The sequence below is a fragment of the Micromonospora sp. CNZ280 genome, assembly GCF_011759515.1.
This window is the reverse complement of record NZ_JAAOYP010000003.1, coordinates 770015-791010: the sequence shown is the minus strand read 5'-3', so window position 1 is coordinate 791010 and position 20996 is coordinate 770015. Positions and strand designations below refer to the sequence as shown.

General features: G+C 74.7%; 20 protein-coding genes and 3 tRNA genes. 16 read left to right on the top strand and 7 right to left on the bottom strand.

Annotation, left to right across the window (positions count from 1 at the left end):
* The first annotated feature begins 160 nt into the window (after positions 1-160).
* The 6 genes from FHX32_RS25410 (at position 161) to arfB (ending at position 4960) form a co-directional block, all read left to right on the top strand.
* Entirely contained in the window at positions 161-1210 is a 1050-nt protein-coding gene (locus FHX32_RS25410; protein ID WP_167188200.1) for an AAA family ATPase, read from the top strand.
* Positions 1207-2220, top strand: a complete 1014-nt coding sequence (locus tag FHX32_RS25405) for a DUF58 domain-containing protein (RefSeq protein WP_167188197.1) — start codon at positions 1207-1209, stop codon at positions 2218-2220. The genes FHX32_RS25410 and FHX32_RS25405 overlap by 4 nt, the downstream gene beginning before the upstream one ends.
* The gene (locus FHX32_RS25400) at positions 2217-3176 is read left to right on the top strand and encodes a VWA domain-containing protein (RefSeq protein WP_167188194.1); all 960 of its coding nucleotides are present in this window, start codon (positions 2217-2219) and stop codon (positions 3174-3176) included. The genes FHX32_RS25405 and FHX32_RS25400 overlap by 4 nt, the downstream gene beginning before the upstream one ends.
* 27 nt (positions 3177-3203) lie before the next feature.
* On the top strand, positions 3204-4067 hold the full coding sequence (locus FHX32_RS25395) for a trypsin-like peptidase domain-containing protein (protein WP_167188191.1): 864 nt from the start codon (positions 3204-3206) through the stop codon (positions 4065-4067).
* Positions 4068-4185: 118 nt separating this feature from the next.
* A complete protein-coding gene (locus FHX32_RS25390; RefSeq protein ID WP_167188188.1) occupies positions 4186-4482 on the top strand; it encodes a hypothetical protein in 297 nt (98 codons plus the stop codon).
* Positions 4483-4534: 52 nt separating this feature from the next.
* Positions 4535-4960 carry an alternative ribosome rescue aminoacyl-tRNA hydrolase ArfB gene (gene arfB, locus FHX32_RS25385; protein WP_167188185.1) on the top strand — a complete coding sequence of 142 codons (426 nt, stop codon included), beginning with the start codon at positions 4535-4537 and terminating at the stop codon, positions 4958-4960.
* 103 nt (positions 4961-5063) lie between these two features.
* On the opposite strand, the gene FHX32_RS25380 is transcribed toward arfB, so the two are convergent.
* Positions 5064-5933, bottom strand: coding sequence for a 3-methyladenine DNA glycosylase (locus FHX32_RS25380; protein WP_167188182.1), 870 nt, complete (start codon positions 5931-5933; stop codon positions 5064-5066).
* Positions 5934-5967: 34 nt separating this feature from the next.
* The gene (locus tag FHX32_RS25375) at positions 5968-7278 is read right to left on the bottom strand and encodes a hypothetical protein (protein WP_167188179.1); all 1311 of its coding nucleotides are present in this window, start codon (positions 7276-7278) and stop codon (positions 5968-5970) included.
* Between the two features lie 174 nt (positions 7279-7452).
* Between FHX32_RS25375 and FHX32_RS25370 the strand changes: the two genes are divergently transcribed.
* The 4 genes from FHX32_RS25370 (at position 7453) to FHX32_RS25355 (ending at position 8866) form a co-directional block, all read left to right on the top strand.
* On the top strand, positions 7453-8256 hold the full coding sequence (locus FHX32_RS25370) for a fumarylacetoacetate hydrolase family protein (protein ID WP_167188176.1): 804 nt from the start codon (positions 7453-7455) through the stop codon (positions 8254-8256).
* 106 nt (positions 8257-8362) lie between these two features.
* A tRNA-Gln gene (locus FHX32_RS25365) sits at positions 8363-8434 on the top strand.
* Between the two features lie 135 nt (positions 8435-8569).
* Positions 8570-8642, top strand: a tRNA-Glu gene (locus FHX32_RS25360).
* A 151-nt stretch (positions 8643-8793) separates the two neighbouring features.
* Positions 8794-8866: transfer RNA gene (locus FHX32_RS25355), tRNA-Glu, on the top strand.
* 189 nt (positions 8867-9055) lie between these two features.
* Here FHX32_RS25355 and FHX32_RS25350 read toward each other — a convergent pair.
* A complete protein-coding gene (locus FHX32_RS25350; protein WP_130322559.1) occupies positions 9056-9742 on the bottom strand; it encodes an IclR family transcriptional regulator in 687 nt (228 codons plus the stop codon).
* Positions 9743-9791: 49 nt separating this feature from the next.
* Here FHX32_RS25350 and leuC point away from each other — a divergent pair, with 49 nt between their 5' ends.
* The 4 genes from leuC to FHX32_RS25330 all read left to right on the top strand — a co-directional run bounded on the left by leuC (position 9792) and on the right by FHX32_RS25330 (position 14840).
* The gene (leuC, locus tag FHX32_RS25345) at positions 9792-11243 is read left to right on the top strand and encodes a 3-isopropylmalate dehydratase large subunit (RefSeq protein WP_167188173.1); all 1452 of its coding nucleotides are present in this window, start codon (positions 9792-9794) and stop codon (positions 11241-11243) included.
* Positions 11244-11259: 16 nt separating this feature from the next.
* Positions 11260-11847 carry a 3-isopropylmalate dehydratase small subunit gene (leuD, locus tag FHX32_RS25340; protein ID WP_167188169.1) on the top strand — a complete coding sequence of 196 codons (588 nt, stop codon included), beginning with the start codon at positions 11260-11262 and terminating at the stop codon, positions 11845-11847.
* A gap of 172 nt (positions 11848-12019) precedes the next feature.
* On the top strand, positions 12020-12625 hold the full coding sequence (locus FHX32_RS25335) for an HU family DNA-binding protein (RefSeq protein WP_486481312.1): 606 nt from the start codon (positions 12020-12022) through the stop codon (positions 12623-12625).
* 139 nt (positions 12626-12764) lie between these two features.
* Positions 12765-14840, top strand: a complete 2076-nt coding sequence (locus FHX32_RS25330; RefSeq protein ID WP_486481311.1) for an endonuclease/exonuclease/phosphatase family protein — start codon at positions 12765-12767, stop codon at positions 14838-14840.
* 114 nt (positions 14841-14954) lie between these two features.
* On the opposite strand, the gene FHX32_RS25325 is transcribed toward FHX32_RS25330, so the two are convergent.
* From FHX32_RS25325 to cofC, 4 genes are read right to left on the bottom strand one after another with little or no spacing between them, the layout of a single operon-like run.
* Positions 14955-15887, bottom strand: a complete 933-nt coding sequence (locus FHX32_RS25325) for an NUDIX hydrolase (RefSeq protein ID WP_167188163.1) — start codon at positions 15885-15887, stop codon at positions 14955-14957.
* A 24-nt stretch (positions 15888-15911) separates the two neighbouring features.
* A complete protein-coding gene (locus FHX32_RS25320) occupies positions 15912-18221 on the bottom strand; it encodes an RNA degradosome polyphosphate kinase (RefSeq protein WP_167188160.1) in 2310 nt (769 codons plus the stop codon).
* Between the two features lie 53 nt (positions 18222-18274).
* Entirely contained in the window at positions 18275-18472 is a 198-nt protein-coding gene (locus FHX32_RS25315) for a cold-shock protein (RefSeq protein WP_167188157.1), read from the bottom strand.
* 23 nt (positions 18473-18495) lie between these two features.
* The gene (gene cofC, locus FHX32_RS25310; protein ID WP_167188154.1) at positions 18496-19131 is read right to left on the bottom strand and encodes a 2-phospho-L-lactate guanylyltransferase; all 636 of its coding nucleotides are present in this window, start codon (positions 19129-19131) and stop codon (positions 18496-18498) included.
* A gap of 127 nt (positions 19132-19258) precedes the next feature.
* Between cofC and FHX32_RS25305 the strand changes: the two genes are divergently transcribed.
* Entirely contained in the window at positions 19259-19999 is a 741-nt protein-coding gene (locus FHX32_RS25305) for a lysophospholipid acyltransferase family protein (RefSeq protein ID WP_167188151.1), read from the top strand.
* The gene (locus FHX32_RS25300; RefSeq protein ID WP_167188148.1) at positions 19996-20994 is read left to right on the top strand and encodes an NAD(P)H-dependent glycerol-3-phosphate dehydrogenase; all 999 of its coding nucleotides are present in this window, start codon (positions 19996-19998) and stop codon (positions 20992-20994) included. The genes FHX32_RS25305 and FHX32_RS25300 overlap by 4 nt, the downstream gene beginning before the upstream one ends.
* Positions 20995-20996: the final 2 nt, after the last annotated feature.

The window sequence follows — 20996 nt, the reverse complement described above, 5'->3', positions numbered from 1 at the left end:
CGCCGGGGAGCCGGCCCGCACGTCAGCGTGCGGGCCGGCTTTCTCCGTTTCCTGCCGGCCTGCGGCGTTGCTGGTGGTCGCGCCGCTCCGGCGCGGTATGGGTGGGCCAGGGCGGGATATTCCGACGTTTGTCCGAGGTCCGCCACGGGAAGCAAGCACCGTGACGGACATCTCGGACACCCTGGCCAGCATGCCCAGCCCGGCCGATCCCGACGCGAGCGGCGCTGAGCTGGAACAGACCCTCTTCGAGGTCAAACGCGTGATCGTCGGGCAGGATCGGCTCGTCGAACGGCTGCTCACCGCCCTCGTCGCCGACGGGCACTGCCTGCTGGAGGGCGTACCCGGCGTGGCCAAGACGCTGGCCGCGCAGACCCTCGCCACGGCGGTCGGCGGCACCTTCTCCCGGATCCAGTTCACCCCGGACCTCGTCCCGTCCGACATCGTCGGCACCCGGATCTACCGGGCCTCGAAGGAGGCCTTCGACATCGAGCTGGGGCCGATCATGGCCAACCTGGTGCTCGCCGACGAGATCAACCGGGCGCCGGCGAAGGTGCAGTCGGCGTTGCTGGAGGCGATGGCCGAGCGGCAGGTCTCCATCGGCGGGCGCAGCTACCCGGTGCCCGAGCCGTTCCTGGTGCTGGCCACCCAGAACCCGATCGAGTCGGAGGGCGTCTATCAGCTCCCGGAGGCGCAGCGCGACCGTTTCCTCATGAAGATCGTCGTCGACTACCCGAGCGACACCGACGAACTCACCATCCTCTACCGGATGAGCACCGAGCGGCCGCGCGCCCGCCAGGTGCTCGACCCGCAACGGCTGCGCCAGCTCCAGGTGCGCGCCGGCAACATCTTCGTGCACCACGCCATCGCCGAGTACGTGGTCCGGCTCATCCTGGCCACCCGGGATCCGGGCCGGTTCGGGCTGCCGGAGATCGCCTCGCTGCTCGCGTACGGGGCGAGCCCCCGGGCCACCCTCGGCCTGGTGGCCGCCGCCCGGGCCCAGGCGCTGCTGCGGGGCCGTGAGTACGTGCTGCCCGAGGACGTCCGGGAGCTGGCCGTGGACGTGCTGGCCCACCGGCTGGTGCTCTCCTTCGACGCGATCGCCGACGGGGTGGCCGCCGAGTCGGTGGTCCGCCGGCTGGTCGACGCGGTGCCGCCACCCCGGATCGCCAACAACCATCCGGAGTACGCGCCCGACCTGGCGGCGGCATGAGGTGGCGCGAGGCCATCACACCGGCGCCGGCGGATCCCGGGCTGGCCGACCTCACCCCCGACCGGCGGCTGCGCCGGCTGGAACTGGCCGTGACCCGGCGCCTCGACGGCCTGCTGCACGGGCAGTACCGGGGACTGTTGCCCGGCCCGGGCAGCGAACCGGCCGGCAGCCGGGAGTACCGCCCCGGTGAGGACGAGGTACGCCGGATGGACTGGGCGGTGACCGCCCGGACCACCGTGCCGCACGTCCGGGAGGTCGACGCCGACCGGGAGCTGACCACCTGGCTGCTGGTCGACGCCAGCCCCAGCATGGAGTACGGCACCGCCGAGCTGGACAAGCGCGAGCTGGCCGTGGCGGCCGTCGCGGCGGTCGGCTTCCTCACCGCCGGGCTCGGCAACCGGCTCGGCGCGCAGGTGCTCGGCCCGAACGGACTGCGCGGGTATCCGGCCCGCAGCGGGCGTACCCACCTGCTCGGGTTGCTCCGCACGCTGCTGGCCGCGCCCCGCGCCGGCGGGTACGACGAGGCGGACGTACCGCCGGCGGGGCCCGACCTGGCCGACGCGCTGGACGCCGTGCACCGGGTGGCCACCCGGCGCGGGCTGGTGGTGGTCGTCTCGGACTTCCTGGACGGGCTGCCCGACGACCCCGCGCAGGAGCCGCCCTGGGAACGTGTCCTGCGCCGGCTCGCCGTCCGGCACCAGGTGCTCGCCGTGGAGATAACCGACCCGCGCGAGCTGGAACTGCCGGACGTCGGCCTGATCACCCTGGTCGACCCGGAGACCGGCCGCCGGCGCGAGGTGTGGACCGGTGACGAGCGGCTGCGCGAGCGGTACGCGGCCGCCGCGGCCGCCCAGCGCGAGCAGGTCCGCCAGGCGGTACGCCGCGGCGGGGCGACGCACCTGCCGCTGCGTACCGACCGGGACTGGGGCGCGGACATCGTGCGGCACGTGCGGGCGCAGCGCCGGCTCGCGGCCGCCCCGGCCGGCGCGGCCCGGGGAGGTGCCGCGTGATCTGGCTGTCTCCGGTCCGGCTCTGGCTGCTGGTCGGGGTGCTCGCGCTGGCGCTCGGTTACCTGATGCTCCAGCGGCGCCGCAGCCGGTACGCCGTCCGGTTCACCAACCTGCGGCTGCTCGACCGGGTGGCGCCGGAGCGGCCGGTCTGGCGGCGGCACGTGCCCGCCGGGCTGTTCCTGGCCATGCTGGCGCTGCTGGTGGTCGGCTTCGCCCGGCCGACCGCCGAGGTGCAGGTGCCGCGGGAACGCGCCACGGTGATGGTGGCGGTGGACGTCTCCACCTCGATGCTCGCCACCGACGTCGAACCGGACCGGCTCAGCGCGGCCAAGGAGGCGGCCCGCCGGTTCGTCGACGGCCTGCCGGACGAGTTCAACGTCGGACTGGTCGCCTTCGCCGGCAGCGCGGCGGTGCTGGTGCCGCCGGGCACCGACCGGGAGGCGCTGCACGAGGGCATCGAGCGGCTCGCCGAGGGCGCCACCGGCGTGCAGGGCACCGCCATCGGCGAGGCCATCAGCACCTCGCTCGGTGCGGTCAAGGGCCTGGACAGCCAGGCGGCGAAGGAGCCGCCACCGGCCCGGATCATCCTGCTCTCCGACGGCGCGAACACCTCCGGGATGGACCCGATGGAGGCCGCGGCGGACGCCGTCGCGGTCGAGGTCCCGGTGCACACCATCTCGTTCGGCACGCCGAGCGGGTTCGTCGACCGGGGCGGCCGGCCGATCCAGGTGCCGGTGGACGGGCAGACCCTGCGCGCGGTCGCCGAGGAGACCGGCGGCGGCTTCCACGAGGCCAGCAGCAGCGACGAGCTGCGCGCGGTCTACGACGACATCGGCAGCTCGGTCGGCTACCGCACCGAGCGGCAGGACGTGTCGGCCCGGTTCATCGGCCTCGGCCTGGTGTTCGCGCTGGGCGCGGCGGCCGGCTCGATGCGCTGGTTCTCCCGCCTGCCCTGACCGGCGGACCGAGAGTGAGGAGTACGCATGGCAGTGCAGACCGGACTGGGCGAGCCGCGCGGCCCCTGGTTCATCTCGCCGGAGCTGGACCCGGCCGGGCGGGGCGGGCGGGACGGGGCGGGCGCGGGCCGGGACCCGGTGGGGTGGCGGTGGCGCACCCGGCTGCTGGCCGCGCTGGCGGTGGTCGCTCTCTCCACCGTCTCCGGCGCGGCGGCCGGTGGCTGGGTGGCCAGCCGGGACGGCGCACCGGGCGCAGCGCCGGCGTCCGCCGCCCCGGTGCCGGCGGAGCTGGTCACCGCCGCCGGGAAGACCGTGCCGGGGGTGGTATCGGTGCTGGTCGGCGGGGCCGGCGGCGCGTCGGCGACCGGATCCGGGTTCGCGGTCGACGACCAGCAGCACATCATCACCAACGACCACATCCTGGCCAAGGGCCGCAACGGCTCGGTGACCGTGGAACTGCCGGACGGCCGGCGGTTCGCCGCCGAGGTGGTCGGCCGGGAGCCGCGCAGCGACCTGGCGGTGCTCAAGGTGCCGCCGTCGGCCGGGCTGGCGGCGCTGCCGCTGGCGAAACCCGGATCCACCCGGGTGGGCGAGCCGGTGCTCGCGGTCGGGTCGCCGCTGGGGCTGCCCGGCACCGTCACCGCCGGCATCGTCAGCGCCCTGGACCGGCAGGTCCGGCTCGGGGACAACCGGCACTCCGCGGTGCAGACCGACGCCTCGATCAACCCGGGCAACTCCGGCGGACCGCTGGTCAACGCGCGCGGCGAGGTGGTCGGGGTGAACACCGCGATCGCCACCATCGACGGCAACGGCTCGATCGGCATCGGCTTCGCCATCCCGATCGACCAGGTGCAGCAGACCGCCGACACCATCATCGGCAAGGGCGGCTGAGGTCCGACCGCTCGGCGAGGGCCGGCGGGGCGTGCTGGGAGTCCTGGGAAATGTCGGATACCCGGCGCGAAAGGATCGGACCATGGAAATATTACGCTGAGTATGGATACTGGCGTGGGTGGAGCGTCCTCTCATCGCGGTCCTCCTGCTGGTGGGCCTGGTCATCGGGTGCGGGGTGGGGTCGGCGTACGCCCGGGCGCGTCGAAGTTGGGCCGACTACCAGACCGTCAAGAAGAGCGTGCCCGGCGCGCGTCGCGCCGCGTGGCTGCTGATCCGGGCGGTCACCACGAAGATCGGCGTGATTGCCCTGCTGCTGGTCGGCGCGGTCGCGTACGCGGCGGTCGGCGCCGACGACGAGTCCGCGCAACCGTCGCCCACCCCGAGTGTCACGCCCAGCGGGCGCCCCGGCCGCTAGCCGCCTGCCCCGAGCCACACCCGGCCAGCGGCCGGGCCGCTAGCCTCAAGGGGTGGACGACGGACTGCGGGTGACCGACCGGTGGGTCGTCCCCGCCGGTGAGCTGCGGGAACGCTTCTCCCGCTCGTCCGGCCCCGGCGGGCAGGGGGTGAACACCGCCGACTCCCGGGTCGAGTTGAGCTTCGACCTCGGCTCGTCGCCGAGCGTGCCGGCGTCGCTGCGGGCGCGGGCCCTGGAGCGGCTCGCCAACCGGCTGGTCGACGGGGTGGTCACCATCGCCGCCAGCGAGCACCGGGCACAGTTGGCCAACCGGGAGGCCGCCCGGGAGCGGCTGGTCGCCCTGCTGCGCGAAGCGGTGGCCCCGCCGCCCCCGCCGCGCCGGCCGACCCGCCCGTCCCGGGGGGCCAAGGAGCGCCGGCTGGCCGAGAAGAAGCGCCAGTCGCAACGCAAGCGCGACCGCCGCGTCGACGGCGAATAGCCGGCCGTCCCGGCCGCTTGCGCCGCGTCCGTAGCCAGGTCGCCGAGCTGGCGGCATCTGCGCCTGCCGGACATCGCCAAACCGCCGATCCGGCCTCGGCGGGCTAGTCCGGGATGGCCGCCAGCAGGCGTTCCCGCAGCCGGGCCGCCCGCTCGGCGAAGCCGCGCTGGGCGGTCACGTACTCGGCCCGTCCCTCCGCCGTCTCCACCCGGACCGGTGGGTAGCCGAGCGCGGCCAGGTCGTACGGGCTGGCCCGCATGTCCAGCGTGCGGATCTCCCGCGCCAGCTCGAAGCAGTCAGCCACCAGGTCCGACGGGACCAGGGGCGAGAGCTTGTACGCCCACTTGTAGAGGTCCATGTTGGCGTGTAGGCAGCCCGGCTGCTCGTTGGCGTGCTGGGTCTCCCGGGTCGGGGTGAGCAGGTTCAGCGGCCGGGCCGGCGCGGTGAAGAAGCGGTACGCGTCGAAGTGGCTGCACCGGATCCGGTTCGCCTCGACCGTCCGTGCGGTCTGTTCCGGGCTGAGCCGCAGCGGCCAGGCGTTGTGCCGTACCTCGGCCTGGGTCTGCCGGTAGACCATCGCCCACTCGTGCATCCCGAAGCAGCCGAAGTGCCCCGCCCGGCCGGCCGTCGCCGCGAGCAGCGAGCGGATCCAGTCGACCGAGTCGGCGCGGCGGGAGCGCACTGCGGCGGTGTCCAGGGTGACCCCGCCGGCGGTGGCGCGGTAGTCCCGGCCGAACTCGGCCGGGTCCGCGTCCCGCAGCACCACCCCGGCGCCCGGATGCCAGCGGCGCAGCTGGGCCGGCCGGTGCGAGTAGTAGGTGAAGAGGAAGTCCTCGACCGGGTGCTGCTCGCCCCGGCGGCGGCGGGCCAGGTGCGGCGTCAGCCAGGCGTCCACCCGCTCCTCGTGCGCCCGCCGGCGCGCCTGCCAGTCCGCGGCGTCGAGCGCGGCGGTGGGGGCGAGGGCGGCGGTCACGGACCCCAGGGTACGACCGCCGCCTGCCGGCCGGTCAGGGCACGTCCACCCGCACCCCGGCGGAGAAGACCCCGCTGCGCAGCTCCAACTGCGTCGGCGGCTCCCGCCCGATGACGGTGAAGACCAGCGGCAGCACCATCCGGGTGCCCGCCGCCACCGGCTGGGCGAAGACGTCCCGGCCCTGGTTGGCCATCCGGGTGGCCTGCTCGTCGGTGCTGACGAAGTTGCCGTCCGACAGGTACGCCCGTTGCAGCCGACCGTGCCAGCTCTGCTGCTCGGGGCTGACGTTGCGGAGCCCGACGGTGGCCTGGCAGCGCCGGGCCCCCGACCCGGGATCGCAGGCGACCCGGTAGACGGTGAACTCGAACGCCGACTCGCGCAGCGGCACGCCGACCGTGCCGTTCACCCCGCGGCCGACCCACGCGCCGCTGGTCGGCTGGCTGTCGGTGTCGACCGCGGCGACCCGCCGGGTGGCCGTCCAGCCGGCCGCGCCGACCGTGCCCGCCAGCACCGCCGCGGCCACCCCGACGAGCAGCCAGACCGGCGGGGTGCGGCGGCGCTCCGGCGGCCGGGGCGCAGCCGGTCGCGGGTACACGGTGCCGGGCCCGTCGCTGGCCAGCGCCGCGGCCACCGGGCGGCGCCGGCGGCGCCACGCCCAGAGGGCGCCGAGCGCGGCGAGCAGCAGCACCGCGCCGAGCCCCGCCAGCACCACGGGTGTCCGGCGCCACACCGGCGCCTCGGTCACCTCGGCGGCCGGCACCGGCGCCGCGTTCCAGGTCGCCGTCGCGCAGTCGTACGGCCGGCTGCCGTCACCGGCGAATGCGCAGGCCGGCGCGGTCAGCGGACGGCCCGGCGCGGCCGTGGTGAGCGCCGTGCCGAGGGTGGTGGTGCTCCTGGCCGGCAGCCGGAGCCGCCAGGTCACCTCGGTCGCCGAGGTCTGCCCGGCCGACCGGACGGCCCGGCCGCCGGAGGAGATCGCGGTGGCCGACGATCCCGGCGGCAGTTCCTGCCGGATCGTGGTGTCCACCGGCGCGCTGCCGGTGTTGCGCACCTGGATCCGGTAGCGCGGGGCCGGCGTGCTCTCCGGTGCGACAGCCACGGTGACCGGCGACGGGGCCGGTGCCGGAGCGGCCCGGGTCGGGGTGGGCACCGCCGGCGGTGCGGACGGCATGGCCGGTGCGGGTGTCTGCGGGGCCGCCGCCGGTCGTGGCTCGGCGGCCGCCGCCGGTCGTGGCCGGGCGGCCGTCGTCTCCGGGGCCGGGTGCAGTGCCGGCAGCGCGGCGAGGACGCCGAGGCAGTGGACGAACACTGCGAGGGCCTTGTGGTGTCGTGTCGATGCAGGCATACGAACGAACCTCCGCAGCCGACGCTAGGGGCGGCCGGACGTCGTGCGGGTACGAAGCGGGGAATTTCGCCCCGGCGGCCGCCGCTCCGGGTATCGTGCCCGGGCCGCGCGCCGGTTCCGCCCGCCGCTCGTGGCGGCGGCCGGGGCCGCCCCGACCGGGGATAGATTGGCCCGGTGCGTATCGCTCGTTTCGCTCATGCCAAGGGAATGTCGTTCGGGGCCGTCGAGGGGGAGCCGGAGGCCGGCCCGCAGGGGCTGACCATCGCCGAGATCGAGGGCCACCCGTTCGGCCAGCTCACCTTCAGCGGCGCCCGGTGGGCGCTCTCCGACGTCCGGCTGCTCTCGCCGATCCTGCCCAGCAAGGTGGTCTGTGTCGGCCGCAACTACGCCGAGCACGCCGCCGAGCACGGCAGCGAGGTGCCGAAGGAGCCGCTGCTCTTCCTCAAGCCGTCCACCTCGGTGATCGGGCCCCGGGACGCGATCCGGCTGCCGATCTTCTCCAAGCAGGTCGAGCACGAGGCCGAGCTGGCGGTGGTGATCGGCGCGCCGGGCGCTCGCCGGGCCGACCGCGCCGCCGCGGAGCGGGCCATCTTCGGCTACACCTGCGCCAACGACGTCACCGCCCGCGACCTGCAGCGCTCCGACGGCCAGTGGACCCGGGCCAAGGGCTTCGACTCGTTCTGCCCGATCGGGCCGTGGATCACCACCGGGCTGGACGTCAGCGACCTGGAGATCCGGTGCGAGGTGGGGCGCGGGCCGGAGGAGATGGAGGTCCGCCAGCTGGGCCGGACCCGGGACATGGTCTTCGACGTGCCGGCGCTGGTGTCGTACATCTCGCACGTGATGACGCTGCTGCCGGGGGACGTGGTGCTGACCGGCACGCCGGCGGGGGTTAGCCCGCTCACGGACGGGGATACGGTCACCGTACGAATCGAGGGCATCGGCGAGCTGAGCAACCCGGTGGTGCCCGTGGGATGACGCGTCGAGGGCCCGTTTCCGCAGCTCAAGGGCGGTTTCGGGGGGCTCGATTTGGCCTGTCGGCACCGGGAGGGTAAAGTTTGTCCCCGGCGCCGCAAGGGGCCAATGGGGTATGGGGTAATTGGCAGCCCGACTGATTCTGGTTCAGTTAGTCTAGGTTCGAGTCCTGGTACCCCAGCAAACCGGTGTTCGTGAGAACGTCGGTCGCTGGATTCTGTTGGAGTTCACGCCGGTTCCGTCAGGGGCTCGGCGAGGTCTCTGGTAAGGTTCAGCGGCGTCGCTCGGCAGAGCGGCACGGCAACACAGAGGTTCTGGCCCCGTCGTCTAGCGGCCCAGGACGCCGCCCTCTCAAGGCGGTAGCGCCGGTTCGAATCCGGTCGGGGCTACATCCGGGTACGGCCCGTCTCGCTTCGGTGAGGCGGGTCGTTCCGCTTCTGCGCGGTCTACCCGCCCCGACCCGGTCCACACCCGGTGAGGGGACGCCGCTACACTACAGCGGCACCCGCCCGGCAGGGCGGTGAACGCAGGAAAGTGCCTGGCCCCGTCGTCTAGCGGCCCAGGACGCCGCCCTCTCAAGGCGGTAGCGCCGGTTCGAATCCGGTCGGGGCTACACCCAACGGCCCGCCTCGCTCCCGCGAGGCGGGCCGTTTCCTTCCCCACCCTCTACCAGCCCCCTCCCGGCACCTCACCGACGCGTTGATCAAGAGGTTTGCGTCAGGTCCGGCCCGGATTCTGACGCAAACCTCTTGATCAACTGGCCGGACCCGGGCGGGGCGGGGGAGGGGGTCCGGGAGGGGAATCAGAGGCCGGAGAGGCGTTGGCCGGCGCGGACGACGGCCATGGCGTGGCGTTCGCCGGGGCGGCGGCCGAGGCGTTCGATCGGGCCGGAGATGCTGATCGCGGCGATCACCCGGCCGGTCCGGTCCCGGATCGGGGCGGAGACGCTCGCCACACCGGCCTCCCGCTCGGCGACGCTCTGCGACCAGCCGCGCCGGCGGACCTCGGCCAGGGTGCGGCCGGTGAACTTCGACCGGGGCAGCAGCGGCATCACCGCCTCCGGCGGCTCCCAGGCGAGCAGGATCTGCGCCGCCGACCCGGCGGTCATCGGCAGCACCGACCCGACCGGAACGGTGTCCCGCAGGCCGCTGGCCCGCTCGGCGGCGGCCACGCAGATCCGCTCGTCGGCGCGGCGCAGGTAGAGCTGGGCGCTTTCGCCCGTCGCGTCCCGCAGTGCCGCCAGCAGCGGCTCCGCCGCGGTCAGCAGCACGTCCGGCGCGGCGTTGGCCAGCTCACCCAGGCGTGGACCGGGGCGCCAGCGGCCCTGGGTGTCGCGTACCAGCATTCGGTGGATCTCCAGTGCCTGTGCCAACCGGTGCGCCGTTGCCCGGGGCAGCTTGGTGCGTTCAACGAGTTCGGCCAGGCTGGCGCCGTCGACGCAGGCGGCCAGGATGACCACCGCCTTGTCGAGAACGCCGACACCGCTCATACTGTGTCCCACAAGCCGAAATTTACCTCCCAGAATTTAGGATGTCCAGATGGTGGGAGTCACTCCCGAGCCGGCGCCCAGGACCCTGGCCGAGAAGGTCTGGGACGCGCACGTCGTACGGTCCGCCGAGGGCGAGCCGGATCTGCTCTTCATCGACCTGCACCTGCTGCACGAGGTGACCAGCCCGCAGGCCTTCGACGGACTGCGGCTCGCCGGCCGCCGGGTGCGCCGCACCGATCTCACGATCGCGACCGAGGATCACAACACCCCGACCGGGTACGCCGATCCGGCCTTCCGGTCGCGGCGTGGTGACCTGCTCACCATCGCCGACCCCACCTCGCGTACGCAGATCGAGACGCTGCGCCGCAACTGCGCCGAGTTCGGCATCCGGCTGCATCCGCTGGGCGACGACAACCAGGGCATCGTGCACGTGATCGGTCCCCAGCTCGGCCTCACCCAGCCGGGCATGACCATCGTCTGCGGCGACTCGCACACCGCCACCCACGGCGCGTTCGGGGCGCTCGCCTTCGGCATCGGCACCAGTGAGGTGGAGCACGTGCTGGCCACCCAGACGCTGCCGCAGGCCCGCCCGAGGACGATGGCGGTCAACGTCACCGGGCAGCTCGGCCCGGGCGTCACCGCCAAGGACCTGGTGCTCGCCCTGATCGCCCAGGTGGGCACCGGGGGCGGGCGCGGCCACATCGTGGAGTACCGCGGCGAGGCCATCCGGTCGCTGTCCATGGAGGGGCGGATGACCATCGCCAACATGTCCATCGAGTGGGGCGCCAAGGCCGGCATGATCGCGCCGGACGAGACCACCTTCGCGTACCTCAAGGGGCGGGCCAACGCCCCGCGTGGCGCCGACTGGGACGCGGCGGTGGCCCATTGGCGGACGCTGCCCACCGACGAGGGGGCGACCTTCGACGCCGAGGTGACCCTGGACGCCAGCCGGATCACCCCGTTCGTCACCTGGGGCACCAACCCGGGGCAGGGCGCGCCGCTGGGCGCCTCGGTGCCGGATCCGGATGAGTTCGTCAGCGAGAGCGAGCGGACCGCCGCGCGCCGGGCCCTGGAGTACATGGACCTGCGTCCCGGCACCGCGCTGCGCGAACTGCCGATCGACGTGGTCTTCGTCGGCTCCTGCACCAACGGCCGACTGGAGGACCTGCGCGCCGCCGCCGACGTGCTGCGCGGGCACCGGGTCGCCGACGGCGTCCGGATGCTGGTGGTGCCCGGCTCCGCCGCGGTCCGGGAGGCGGCCGAGGCGGAGGGGCTGGACAAGGTCTTCACCGACGCCGGAGCGGAGTGGCGGTTCGCCGGCTGCTCGATGTGTCTGGGCATGAACCCGGACACCCTCACCCCCGGCCAGCGCTGCGCCTCGACCTCCAACCGCAACTTCGAGGGCCGCCAGGGCCGGGGCGGGCGCACCCACCTGGTCTCCCCGCCGGTCGCCGCCGCCACCGCCGTGGTGGGCCGGCTGGCCGCTCCCGCCGATCTTTGAGAAGGGCACACCGCAGATGGAGAGGTTCACCACCCACACCGGCACCGCCGTGCCGCTGCGTCGATCCAACGTGGACACCGATCAGATCATTCCGGCCGTGTACCTCAAGCGGGTGACCCGGACCGGGTTCGCCGACGGGCTCTTCAGCGCCTGGCGCGAAGATCAGCAATTCGTGCTGAACGATCCCACGTATTCGGGTGCGTCGATTCTCGTCGCTGGCCCGGAGTTCGGCACCGGATCTTCCCGCGAGCACGCCGTCTGGGCGCTGCGCGACTGGGGGTTCCGCGCCGTGATCTCCCCGCGCTTCGGCGACATCTTCCGCGGCAACGCGCTGAAGGAAGGTCTACTTCCGGTCGAGCTGGAATTGAAGGCGGTCGAAGAAATCTGGGCTCTCGTCGAGACCGACCCGACCGCCCCGGTCACCGTCGACCTGACCGCCCGACAGGTCCGGGCCGGGGACGCCACCTGGTCGTTCCCGCTGGACGACTTCAGCCGCTGGCGGCTGATGGAGGGCTTGGACGACATTGGACTCACCCTCCGGCACGAGGCGGAGATCAGCGCTTTCGAGACCCGCCGGCCGGCGTTCCTGCCGACCGTCGGATAGCCGTACGCCCCAGCCCGCATCGGTTTCCGCCCCCACCGGTTCTGCCGGTGGGGGCGAATCCGTTGCGACACAAGGGCTTTTTTCCACCGAATGTTTGTGTCCCGGCAGCACAGGGCATACCGTGCGCGCAGAATGGCTCGCGTCGAGTCAGTTGCACAATCGGGAGGAAGTCGTGAACAAGGCCGAGCTCATCGAGGCGCTCGCCGTTCGCCTGGGGGACCGGAAGACGGCGACGGCCGCGCTCGACGCGGTCCTCGCTGAGGTCCAGGCGGCGGTAACCAAGGGCGAGAAGGTGGCCATCACCGGATTCGGAGCGTTCGAAAAGCGCGTCCGGGGCGCGCGAACAGCGCGGAACCCCCGTACCGGCGAGGCGGTGAAGGTCAAGAAGACATCCGTGCCGACCTTCCGGCCGGGTGCCGGGTTCAAGGAGATGGTGGCCAGCGGCAAGGTGCCGAAGGCCACGGCGGCGGCGAAGAAGACCACCGCGGCCGCCGCCAAGACCACCGGCGCCAAGGCCACCGGCGCCAAGGCCACCGGGGCCAAGGCGACCGCCGCCGGCAAGAAGACCGCCGCGGCGAAGAAGACTGCCGCGGCCACCAAGACCGCCGCGGCGAAGAAGACCACCACGGCCAAGAAGACCGCCCCGGCGAAGAAGAGCGCCGCGGCGACCAAGAAGGCCACCGCGGCGAAGAAGACCGCCACGGCCAGCAAGAGCGCGGCGGCCAAGAAGGCGCCGGCGAAGAAGTCCCCGGCCAAGAAGGCAGCGACCCGCCGCTGACCCGGCCCGTACCGCAGGGGCGTCCACCGTAGTGGTGGGCGCCCCTCGGCGTATCGGCGACGGTGGCCGTCGATCCGGCGTCGGCCGGGTCCGGGGCCGGAAGGCGTTGACCGGAAGCGGCCCCGCGCGCAGAATCGCCGTGCCGACCAACCCCGCCGGTCACGAGAAGAGGGCGCCGGTGCGCTACCGCCACCTCACCACCGCCGCGCTCGCCCTTGGCCTCGTCGTCCTCACCGACGTGCTGCGGGTCTGGCTTCCGTCGATCATCACCATCTTCGGGCAGGCGGCGTCCACCCCGGCCGAGCTGATGGGCGCCTTCGCCCTCGGCTGGTTCCTGCTCGCGCTGGCCGCGCCACCGCTGGTCCGGCGGATCGGCGTCCGGCGGGTCACCCTCGCCGCCGCGGTGCTGCTGGCCGGGATCCGGCTCGCGCTGACCGCCGCCCCGGGCGGCCGGGCGCAACTGTGGCTGGCCACCGCTGCTCTGCTCGCCGGTCTGCTGTGGTTGGCCGGCGTCGCCGCCGGCACGCCCCGACCGGTGCCCGGGCTGGCGCTGGGGCTTGCCCTCGCCGCCGTCGGGCATGCGCTGCTCGACACGTACGACCTGGTCTGGCGGGGTGGCTGGCTGGCCTGGTCGGCCAGTGCCGTGCTGGTCACGCTTTTCCTGGCCGCGGTGGTCCCGCGCCCGTCGAGCCGGCCGACGGAGCCGCCGGGCGGCGGCCGGGCCTGGCTGCTGGCCGGTCCGGGACTGCTGCTGGCCGGCATGGTCGCGCTCTCCCCGGCGCTCGCCGGCACGGCGATGTCCTACTGGTACGGCCCGGGCGGCGGCATCGCCGGGCCACCGCCGCTGGGCCTGGCGCTGGCCGGCGGGGCGATCGGGCTCTTCGTGCTCGCCGCGCTGGCTCCGGTGCGGCGCTGGTGGCCGGCCGCGCCGGTGGCTCTGCTGCTCGGCACGCTGCTCTTCGCCCTCGACCGGCCGGCGCTGCTCGTCCCGGCCGTCCTGCTGACCGCCGTCGGTCTCGGCGGCTGCCTGGCCCGCACCGAGGCGCCCGCACCAACCACCGACGCGCCCGCACCCACCGCCGATCCGGCCGGCGCCGCCACGGCCACCTCCGGACCGGACGGTGCCGCCGCCGGCCCGCCGCCGGCTGGGTCGGCCACGGTCACCGCCGGCCCGGCTTCGGCCGCGCCGGCCCGCGCGACCGTGGCTGGGGACGCCGCCGGGCACGGCCGTGCGGACGTGCGGCGGGGCTACGCCGCCGTCGCCGGGATGCTGGTCTTCGCGGTCGCCGCCGTCGGGTACTACGCCGCCTACGACCTCGGCTACCCCAACGGCTGGGCCCCGGTCGCCGTGGCCGCGCTGGTCGCCGGGGTGGCCGTGACCGCCCCGGCGCCCGGGCACCGACCGCCGCCGACGCTGCCCCCGGTGCGTACGGCCGCCGTGCTGGCCGCGGTCACCCTGCTCGCGGCGTGGGGGCACGGGCCGTGGCTGGTGTCGAGCAACCGGCCCGGTCCGCCGCAGGCGGTCCGGCTGGTGGCCTACAACGTGCGGATGGGTTTCGGGCTGGACGGGCGGTTCGACCTGGCCGGCCTGGCCCGGGTCGTCCGCGCCGAACGGCCGGACGTGGTGGTGCTCAGCGAGGTGGACCGGGCGTGGCTGCTCAACGGCGGCCACGACACGCTCACCCTGCTGGCGAAGCGGCTCGACATGCCGTACGTCTTCGCGCCGGCGGCCGACCCGGTCTGGGGTGACGCCGTGCTCAGCCGCTGGCCGACCGCCGCGCCCCGCACCCTGGCGCTGCCGGCGGTCGGCGCGCCCACCGGGGCGCAGGCCCTCGCCGTCGACCTCGACCTCGGTGACGGCGTCCGGCTCGCGGTGGTGAGCACCCACCTGCAACCCCCGCCCGGCGAGGAGCCGGTGGTCCAGGCCCGCGCGGTCGCCGGGTTCGCCACCGGGTACGCCGCCGGCCGCCCGCTGGTGGTCGCCGGCGACCTGAACACCGAACCGGGCGACGCGGCCTTCGCGGAGTTCACCCGGGCCGGCCTGGTCGACGCGCTGGCGTCGGCCCGGCCGCTGCCCACCAGCCCGGCCGACGAGCCGCGCCAGCAGATCGACCACGTCCTCGTCTCGCCCGGTCTCGCCGCCTCGGACGCCGTGGCCCCGCGCAGCGAGGCCAGCGACCACCTGCCGGTCGCGGTGACGCTCACCCTGCCCTGACCCGGGCTGGCGGCGCTCGGAGCCGCAGCGGCGCGACGGGTCCGGGGCAGCGCGGCGCCGCTGCCGAGGCGCGGGGCCACAGCGGGTATCCCGGCGACGGTCCGGCCCGCCGGCTCAGAGGCGGTCGGCGGAGAGCAGCCGGTCGCCGGCGAAGGCCAGCAGCCAGCCGCCGCCCTTCGGGGTGCTGAAGTCGTCCGCCCGCCCGGTGAGGTGGGCCAGGGCGTCCGGGATCACCCTGCCCTGACCGCAGACCGCCACCGACTCGCCGGCGGCGGCCAGCTCGACCAGCCGGGCGGCGGCGGCCAGCGCGCACTCGTCGGGCTGCTGGCCCGGCCGCGGCTCGTCCAGGTCGCCGACCACCTCGATCGGCAGGTCGAGTTCGGCGGCCGTCGGGTCGAGGGTCTGCACGCACCGGCGCGCCGAGGCCGACACCAGCCGCACCGGGCGGACCAGCGACACCAGCGGGACCAGCGCGTGCGCCTGCGCCCAGCCGCGGGCGTCCAGCGGCCGGCCGGTGTCCGGGCCGGTCCAGGTGCCCCGCTGGCCGGCGTGTGCGTGCCGGACCAGGGCCACCGTCGCGGTGACCGGCGGCAGCGCGGCGAACGCGGCCAGCACCTCCGCGTCGTGCGGGTAGCTGACCAGCCGGATCGCCTCGTCGGCGGCGAGCCAGCGCACCTCGTCCACCTCGGTGCCGGGCTCGAAGCCGCCGTTCGCCACCGCCCGCATCGACCAGTAGTCGACCACCTTCGGCCGGCCCTCGCTGCGGTAGCCGACGGTGGGCAGCCGCACCTGCGGCACCGCCCGCACGTCGGTCTCCTCCGCCACCTCGCGGACGGCGGCCACCAGTGGGCGCTCACCCGGTTCCAGCTTGCCCTTGGGCAGCGACCAGTCGCCGTAGCGGGGGCGGTGCACCAGGCAGACCGCCGGGCCGTCCGGCCCGCCCGGACGCCAGACCACTCCGCCGGCGGCCCGGATCCGCGTCCCGTCGTCGGGATCCTCGGCCGGCCCGGTCCGGCCCGCGCCGGCCGAATCCCGCTCATCCAGCATCTGGTCAGCCTATGCGCGTGACGGTCAGCTCGCGGTGCCAGCGACCCGATGCAGCAGGAGTTCCTGCAGCTGGGTCGGGGGCGCCTCGGCGGTGCCGGTACGCCGCGTCCAGGTGCCGTCCGTGGCCAGCTCGAAGGCGTCCACCTCCGGGCCCATCGCGGCGGTCAGCACCTGGTCCAGCTCGGCCCGGGCGACCGGGTCGCTGACCCGTACCAGCGCCTCGACCCGGCGGTCCAGGTTGCGGTGCATCAGGTCGGCCGAACCCATCCAGAACTCGGCGTTGCCGTCGTTGCCGAACCGGAAGATCCGGGAGTGCTCCAGGAACCGGCCGAGGATCGACCGCACCCGGATGTTCTCCGACAGGCCCGGCACCCCGGGACGCAGCGTGCACATCCCGCGGATCAGCAGGTCGACGTGCACACCGGCCCGGGAGGCCCGGTAGAGGGCGTCGGTGATCTCCTCGTCGACCAGGGCGTTCACCTTGAACTGCACCAGGCCCGGCACGCCGAGCCGGACGTGCGCGATCTCGCGCTCGATCCGCTCGATCAGGCCGCTGCGGATGCCCTGCGGCGCCACCAGCAGCCGCCGGTACGCGGTCTGCCGGCTGTAGCCGGTGAGCACGTTGAACAGGTCGGTCAGGTCGGCGCCGATCTCCGGGTCGGCGGTCAGCATGCCGAAGTCCTCGTAGAGCCGGGCGGTCTTCGGGTGGTAGTTCCCGGTGCCGATGTGGCAGTAGCGGCGGATCTGGTTGCCCTCCTGGCGTACCACCAGGGCGGTCTTGCAGTGCGTCTTCAACCCCACCAGGCCGTAGACCACGTGGCAGCCGGCGCGTTCCAGGGTGCGGGCCCAGCCGATGTTGGCCACCTCGTCGAAGCGCGCCTTCAGCTCGACCAGCACCACCACCTGCTTGCCGGCGGCGGCCGCGTCGACCAGCGCGTCCACGATCGGCGAGTCGCCGCTGGTGCGGTAGAGGGTCTGCTTGATGGCCAGCACGTTCGGGTCGGCCGCGGCCTGCTCGATGAAGCGCTGCACGCTGGTGGCGAACGAGTGGTACGGGTGGTGCACCAGGATGTCGCCGTCGCGCAGCGTGGCGAAGACGCTGCGCGGCACCTCGCCCTCGGTGAGCCGGGGGTGGGTGGCCGGCACGAACGGCGGGTCCTTCAGGTCCGGCCGGTCGGCCTCGTTGTAGACCTGCCAGAGCGCGGAGAGGTCGAGCAGGCCGGGCACCCGCAGCACGTCCTGGTCGGCCATGTCCAGCTCGCGGACGAGCAGCTCCAGCATGTGGTCGGAGATCGAGGCGGCCACCTCCAGCCGGACCGGCGGGCCGAACCGGCGCCGGGCCAGTTCCCGCTCCAGCGCCTGGAGCAGGTCCTCGTCGCGGTCCTCGTCGACCTCCACCTCGGCGTTGCGGGTGACCCGGAACAGGTGGCACTCCACCACCTGCATACCGGAGAAGAGCTGCCCCAGGTGCACCGAGATCAGGTCCTCCACCGGCAGCATCCGCACGCCCGGCCGGTCGCGGTGCACCCGGACGAACCGGGGCACGTTGTTCGGCACCTTCACCCGGGCGAAGAGCTCCGAGCCGCCGTCCGGGTCGCGGACCGCCACCGCCAGGTTCAGCGACCGCCCGGAGATGTACGGGAACGGGTGCGCCGGATCGACCGCGAGCGGGGTGAGCACCGGGAAGATCTGCTCCCGGAAGTACGCGCGCAGCCGCTCCCGTTCGGCGTCGTCCAGCTCCGCCCAGCGCAGGATCCGGACGTCCTCGGCGGCCAGCTTCGGCAGCACGTCGTCGACGAAGCAGGCGGCGTGCCGGGCGACCAGCGTCGCGGTCTTCTCGGCGATCAGCTCCAGCTGGGTGCGCAGCGGCATCCGGTCGCCGCCGCGGACCGGCAGGCCGGCCTGCAGCCGCCGCTTCAGCCCGGCGACCCGCACCATGTAGAACTCGTCCAGGTTGCTGGCGAAGATGGCCAGGAACTTGGCCCGCTCCAGCAGCGGCGTGCGGGCGTCCTCGGCCAGCGCCAGCACCCGCGCGTTGAAGTCGAGCCAGGACAGCTCCCGGTTGAAGAAGCGGTCCTCGGGCAGCGGCGCGGCGGCGGGCGCCTCGTCGACGGCCGGCGGGCCGACCGCCGGGTCCAGCACCTCCTCCAGCCCGGCCGAGGCGGCTCCGGCGTCGGTGCCCGGCCCGACCGGGTCGACCTCGGCGTGCGCGGTCCCGGCGGTGCCGGCGGGGCGGAAGCGGCCGTCGGCGCCCCGGGCGCGGGTGCCGTTGCGGGGAGCGGCCGGCTCGGTGGCGCGCGGCGGGCCGGCGGGGTGCTCGCGAGGGGTGCTCACCCGCTCATAATCACCCGACCCGGGTTAACGCAAAATGAACTTGGCGCGGTCGGTCAGGCCATCGTCGGCAACGTCACCCGGACGACCGCACCGGCGGCGTCCCGGTCGATCCGCACCCGCTGGCCGAGGCGGAGCAGCCGCAGCCCGGAGGCGTCGAACGCCCGAGCGGGGAAGGCCAGCTCGGTGCCGTCGTCGAGGAGCAGCAGCCCGCTGCGGGTCGCCGGGTCGAAGGTGGCCACCGTGCCCTGCATGCCAGCACCGTACACCGGGCGGGTCAGGCCGGGCAGCGGGCCGCCGCGAGCGCCGCCGTCCGCGGTCCCAACCCGAGCCGGGCCGCCGCCGCCAGGTCGGCGGCGGTGTCCACGTCCCGGCGCAGGCTGGGCCAGTTGCCAGCGAGCGGCAGCGCCCCACTCGCCGCGTGCGCGTCGGCCGAGCCGACGCCGAACCGGGGGTCCAGCGGCATCCCGGGCGGCGCGGCGAGCAGCACGGTGCCGTCGCCTGGGGCATCGGCCACGAACCGGCGTACCCCCGGCGGGCCGGCGGACACCGCCCGCAGCGCCGCCGCCAGTTCGGCCGGGCGCAGCGCGGGCAGGTCGGCGGTGAGCCCGGCCACCCACCCGCCGCCGGCCGCGGACGCGCCGTGCCGGAACGCGGGGTTCAGCCCGGCCCCCGGCCGGTCGGGCAGCACCCGGGCGCCGGCGTCGCGGGCCGCCGCGGCCACCCGGGCGTCGTCGGTGACCACCAGGATCTCGGCCACCGCCGGGCAGGCCCGCACCGCGGCGACCGTGTCGGCCGCCAGGGCCAGCGCCAGCTCCTCGTGCGGTACGCCCGCCAGCGCGCCCCGCAGCCGGCTCTTCGCGGCGGCCAGGCGCTTCACCGGCACCACCACGGTCCAGGTCGGCTGACTCACACCAGCAATCCTGCCAGCCGGCCGGCGGTACCCTCACTGGCCGTACCGAGGGCGAGCAGGCATGATTTCCCGCGGCGGGTGTCACCGGCGGGTCCGGTGCGCGGGCGGGGCGGCACGAGGAGGCGCAGTGACACGGCGGAGGCTGGGGTTCTGGCAACGGTTCGCCGTGGTGGTGGTCAAGCCGGTGATGACCGTCTGGACCCGGCGCACCTGGCGCGGCATGGAGCACCTGCGCCGCGAGGGCGGGGTGATCGTGGTGCCGAACCACCTCTCGCACGCCGACCCGCTGGTCTCCGCGCACTTCATCTACGACGCCGGGCGGTGGCCGCAGTACCTCGGCAAGGCCAGCGTGTTCAAGGTTCCGGTGGTCGGCTGGATCCTGCACCGGTGCAAGCAGATCCCGGTCGAGCGGGGCACGGTGGACGCGGTCCGGTCGCTGGACGCCCTGGTCGCCGCGCTCAACGAGGGCGGCGCGGTGGTGATCTACCCGGAGGGCACCATCACCCGGGAGCCCGACCTGTGGCCGATGAAGGGCAAGACCGGCGCCGCCCGGCTGGCGCTGGCCACCGGCGCCCCGGTCATCCCGGTCGCCATGTGGGGCCCGGAGCAGATCTTCGACCCGCGGACCACGCGGCTGAGCCTGCGGCCCCGGATCCCGGTGTCGGTGGCCGCCGGTCCGCCGGTCGACCTGAGCGCGTGGGCGGGGGCCACCCCGACCCGGGCCACCCTGGAGGAGATGACCGAGGCGATCATGCTGCGCGTCCGCGACCTGCTGGCCGAGATCCGTGGCGGCACCCCGCCCCCGCTGTGGGAGCGACCGCCCCGCCCGACCCCGGCGGAGGGCCAGCAGCCGGAGGCGGCGGCGTGAGCGGGCACGTGGCGGTGCTCGGGGCGGGCTCGTGGGGGACGGCGTTCGCCAAGATCCTCGCCGACGCCGGTCGGGACGTCACCATCTGGGCCCGCCGGCAGCCGGTCGCCGACACCATCCGCACCGAGCGGCGCAACCCGGAGTACCTGCCGGACCTGGTGCTGCCGGCGCGGGTGACCGCGACCGGGGACGCCGCCGAGGCGATCACCGGGGCGGAGCTGGTGGTGCTGGCCGTGCCGTCGCAGACGCTGCGCGGCAACCTCGCCGGCTGGGCCGGGCACCTGCACCCGGACGCCACCCTGGTCTCCCTGATGAAGGGCATCGAGCTGGGCACCACCAAGCGGATGAGCGAGGTGATCGTGGAGACCGCCGGGGTGGCGGCGGACCGGGTGGTGGTGGTCTCCGGCCCCAACCTGGCCCCGGAGATCGCCGCCGAGCAGCCGGCCGCCACCGTGGTCGCCTGCACCGACGCGGACCGGGCCACGCTGGTGCAGCGCTCCATCACCACGCCGTACTTCCGCCCGTACACCAACGACGACGTGATCGGCTGCGAACTGGGCGGCGCGGTCAAGAACGTGATCGCCCTGGCGTACGGCATCGCCACCGCGATGGGCTTCGGCGACAACACCCGGGCGATGCTGGTCACCCGGGGGCTGGCCGAGACGGCCCGGCTCGGGGTGGCCCTCGGCGCCGACCCGCTGACCTTCGCCGGCCTGGCCGGGATGGGCGACCTGGTCGCCTCCTGCTCGTCGCCGCTGGCCCGCAACCGCACCTTCGGCGAGCACCTCGGCCGGGGAGCGACCCTGGAGGAGGCCCGGGTGGCCACCCGGCAGACCGCCGAGGGGGTCAAGAGCGCGCTGGCCATCCGCGACCTGGCCCGGGCGCACGCGGTGGAGATGCCGATCACCGAGCAGGTGGAACTGGTCTGCCACGAGGGGGTCGACCCTCGGCTGGCCGTGGCCGCCCTGATGAGCCGTACGACCAAACCGGAGTGAGT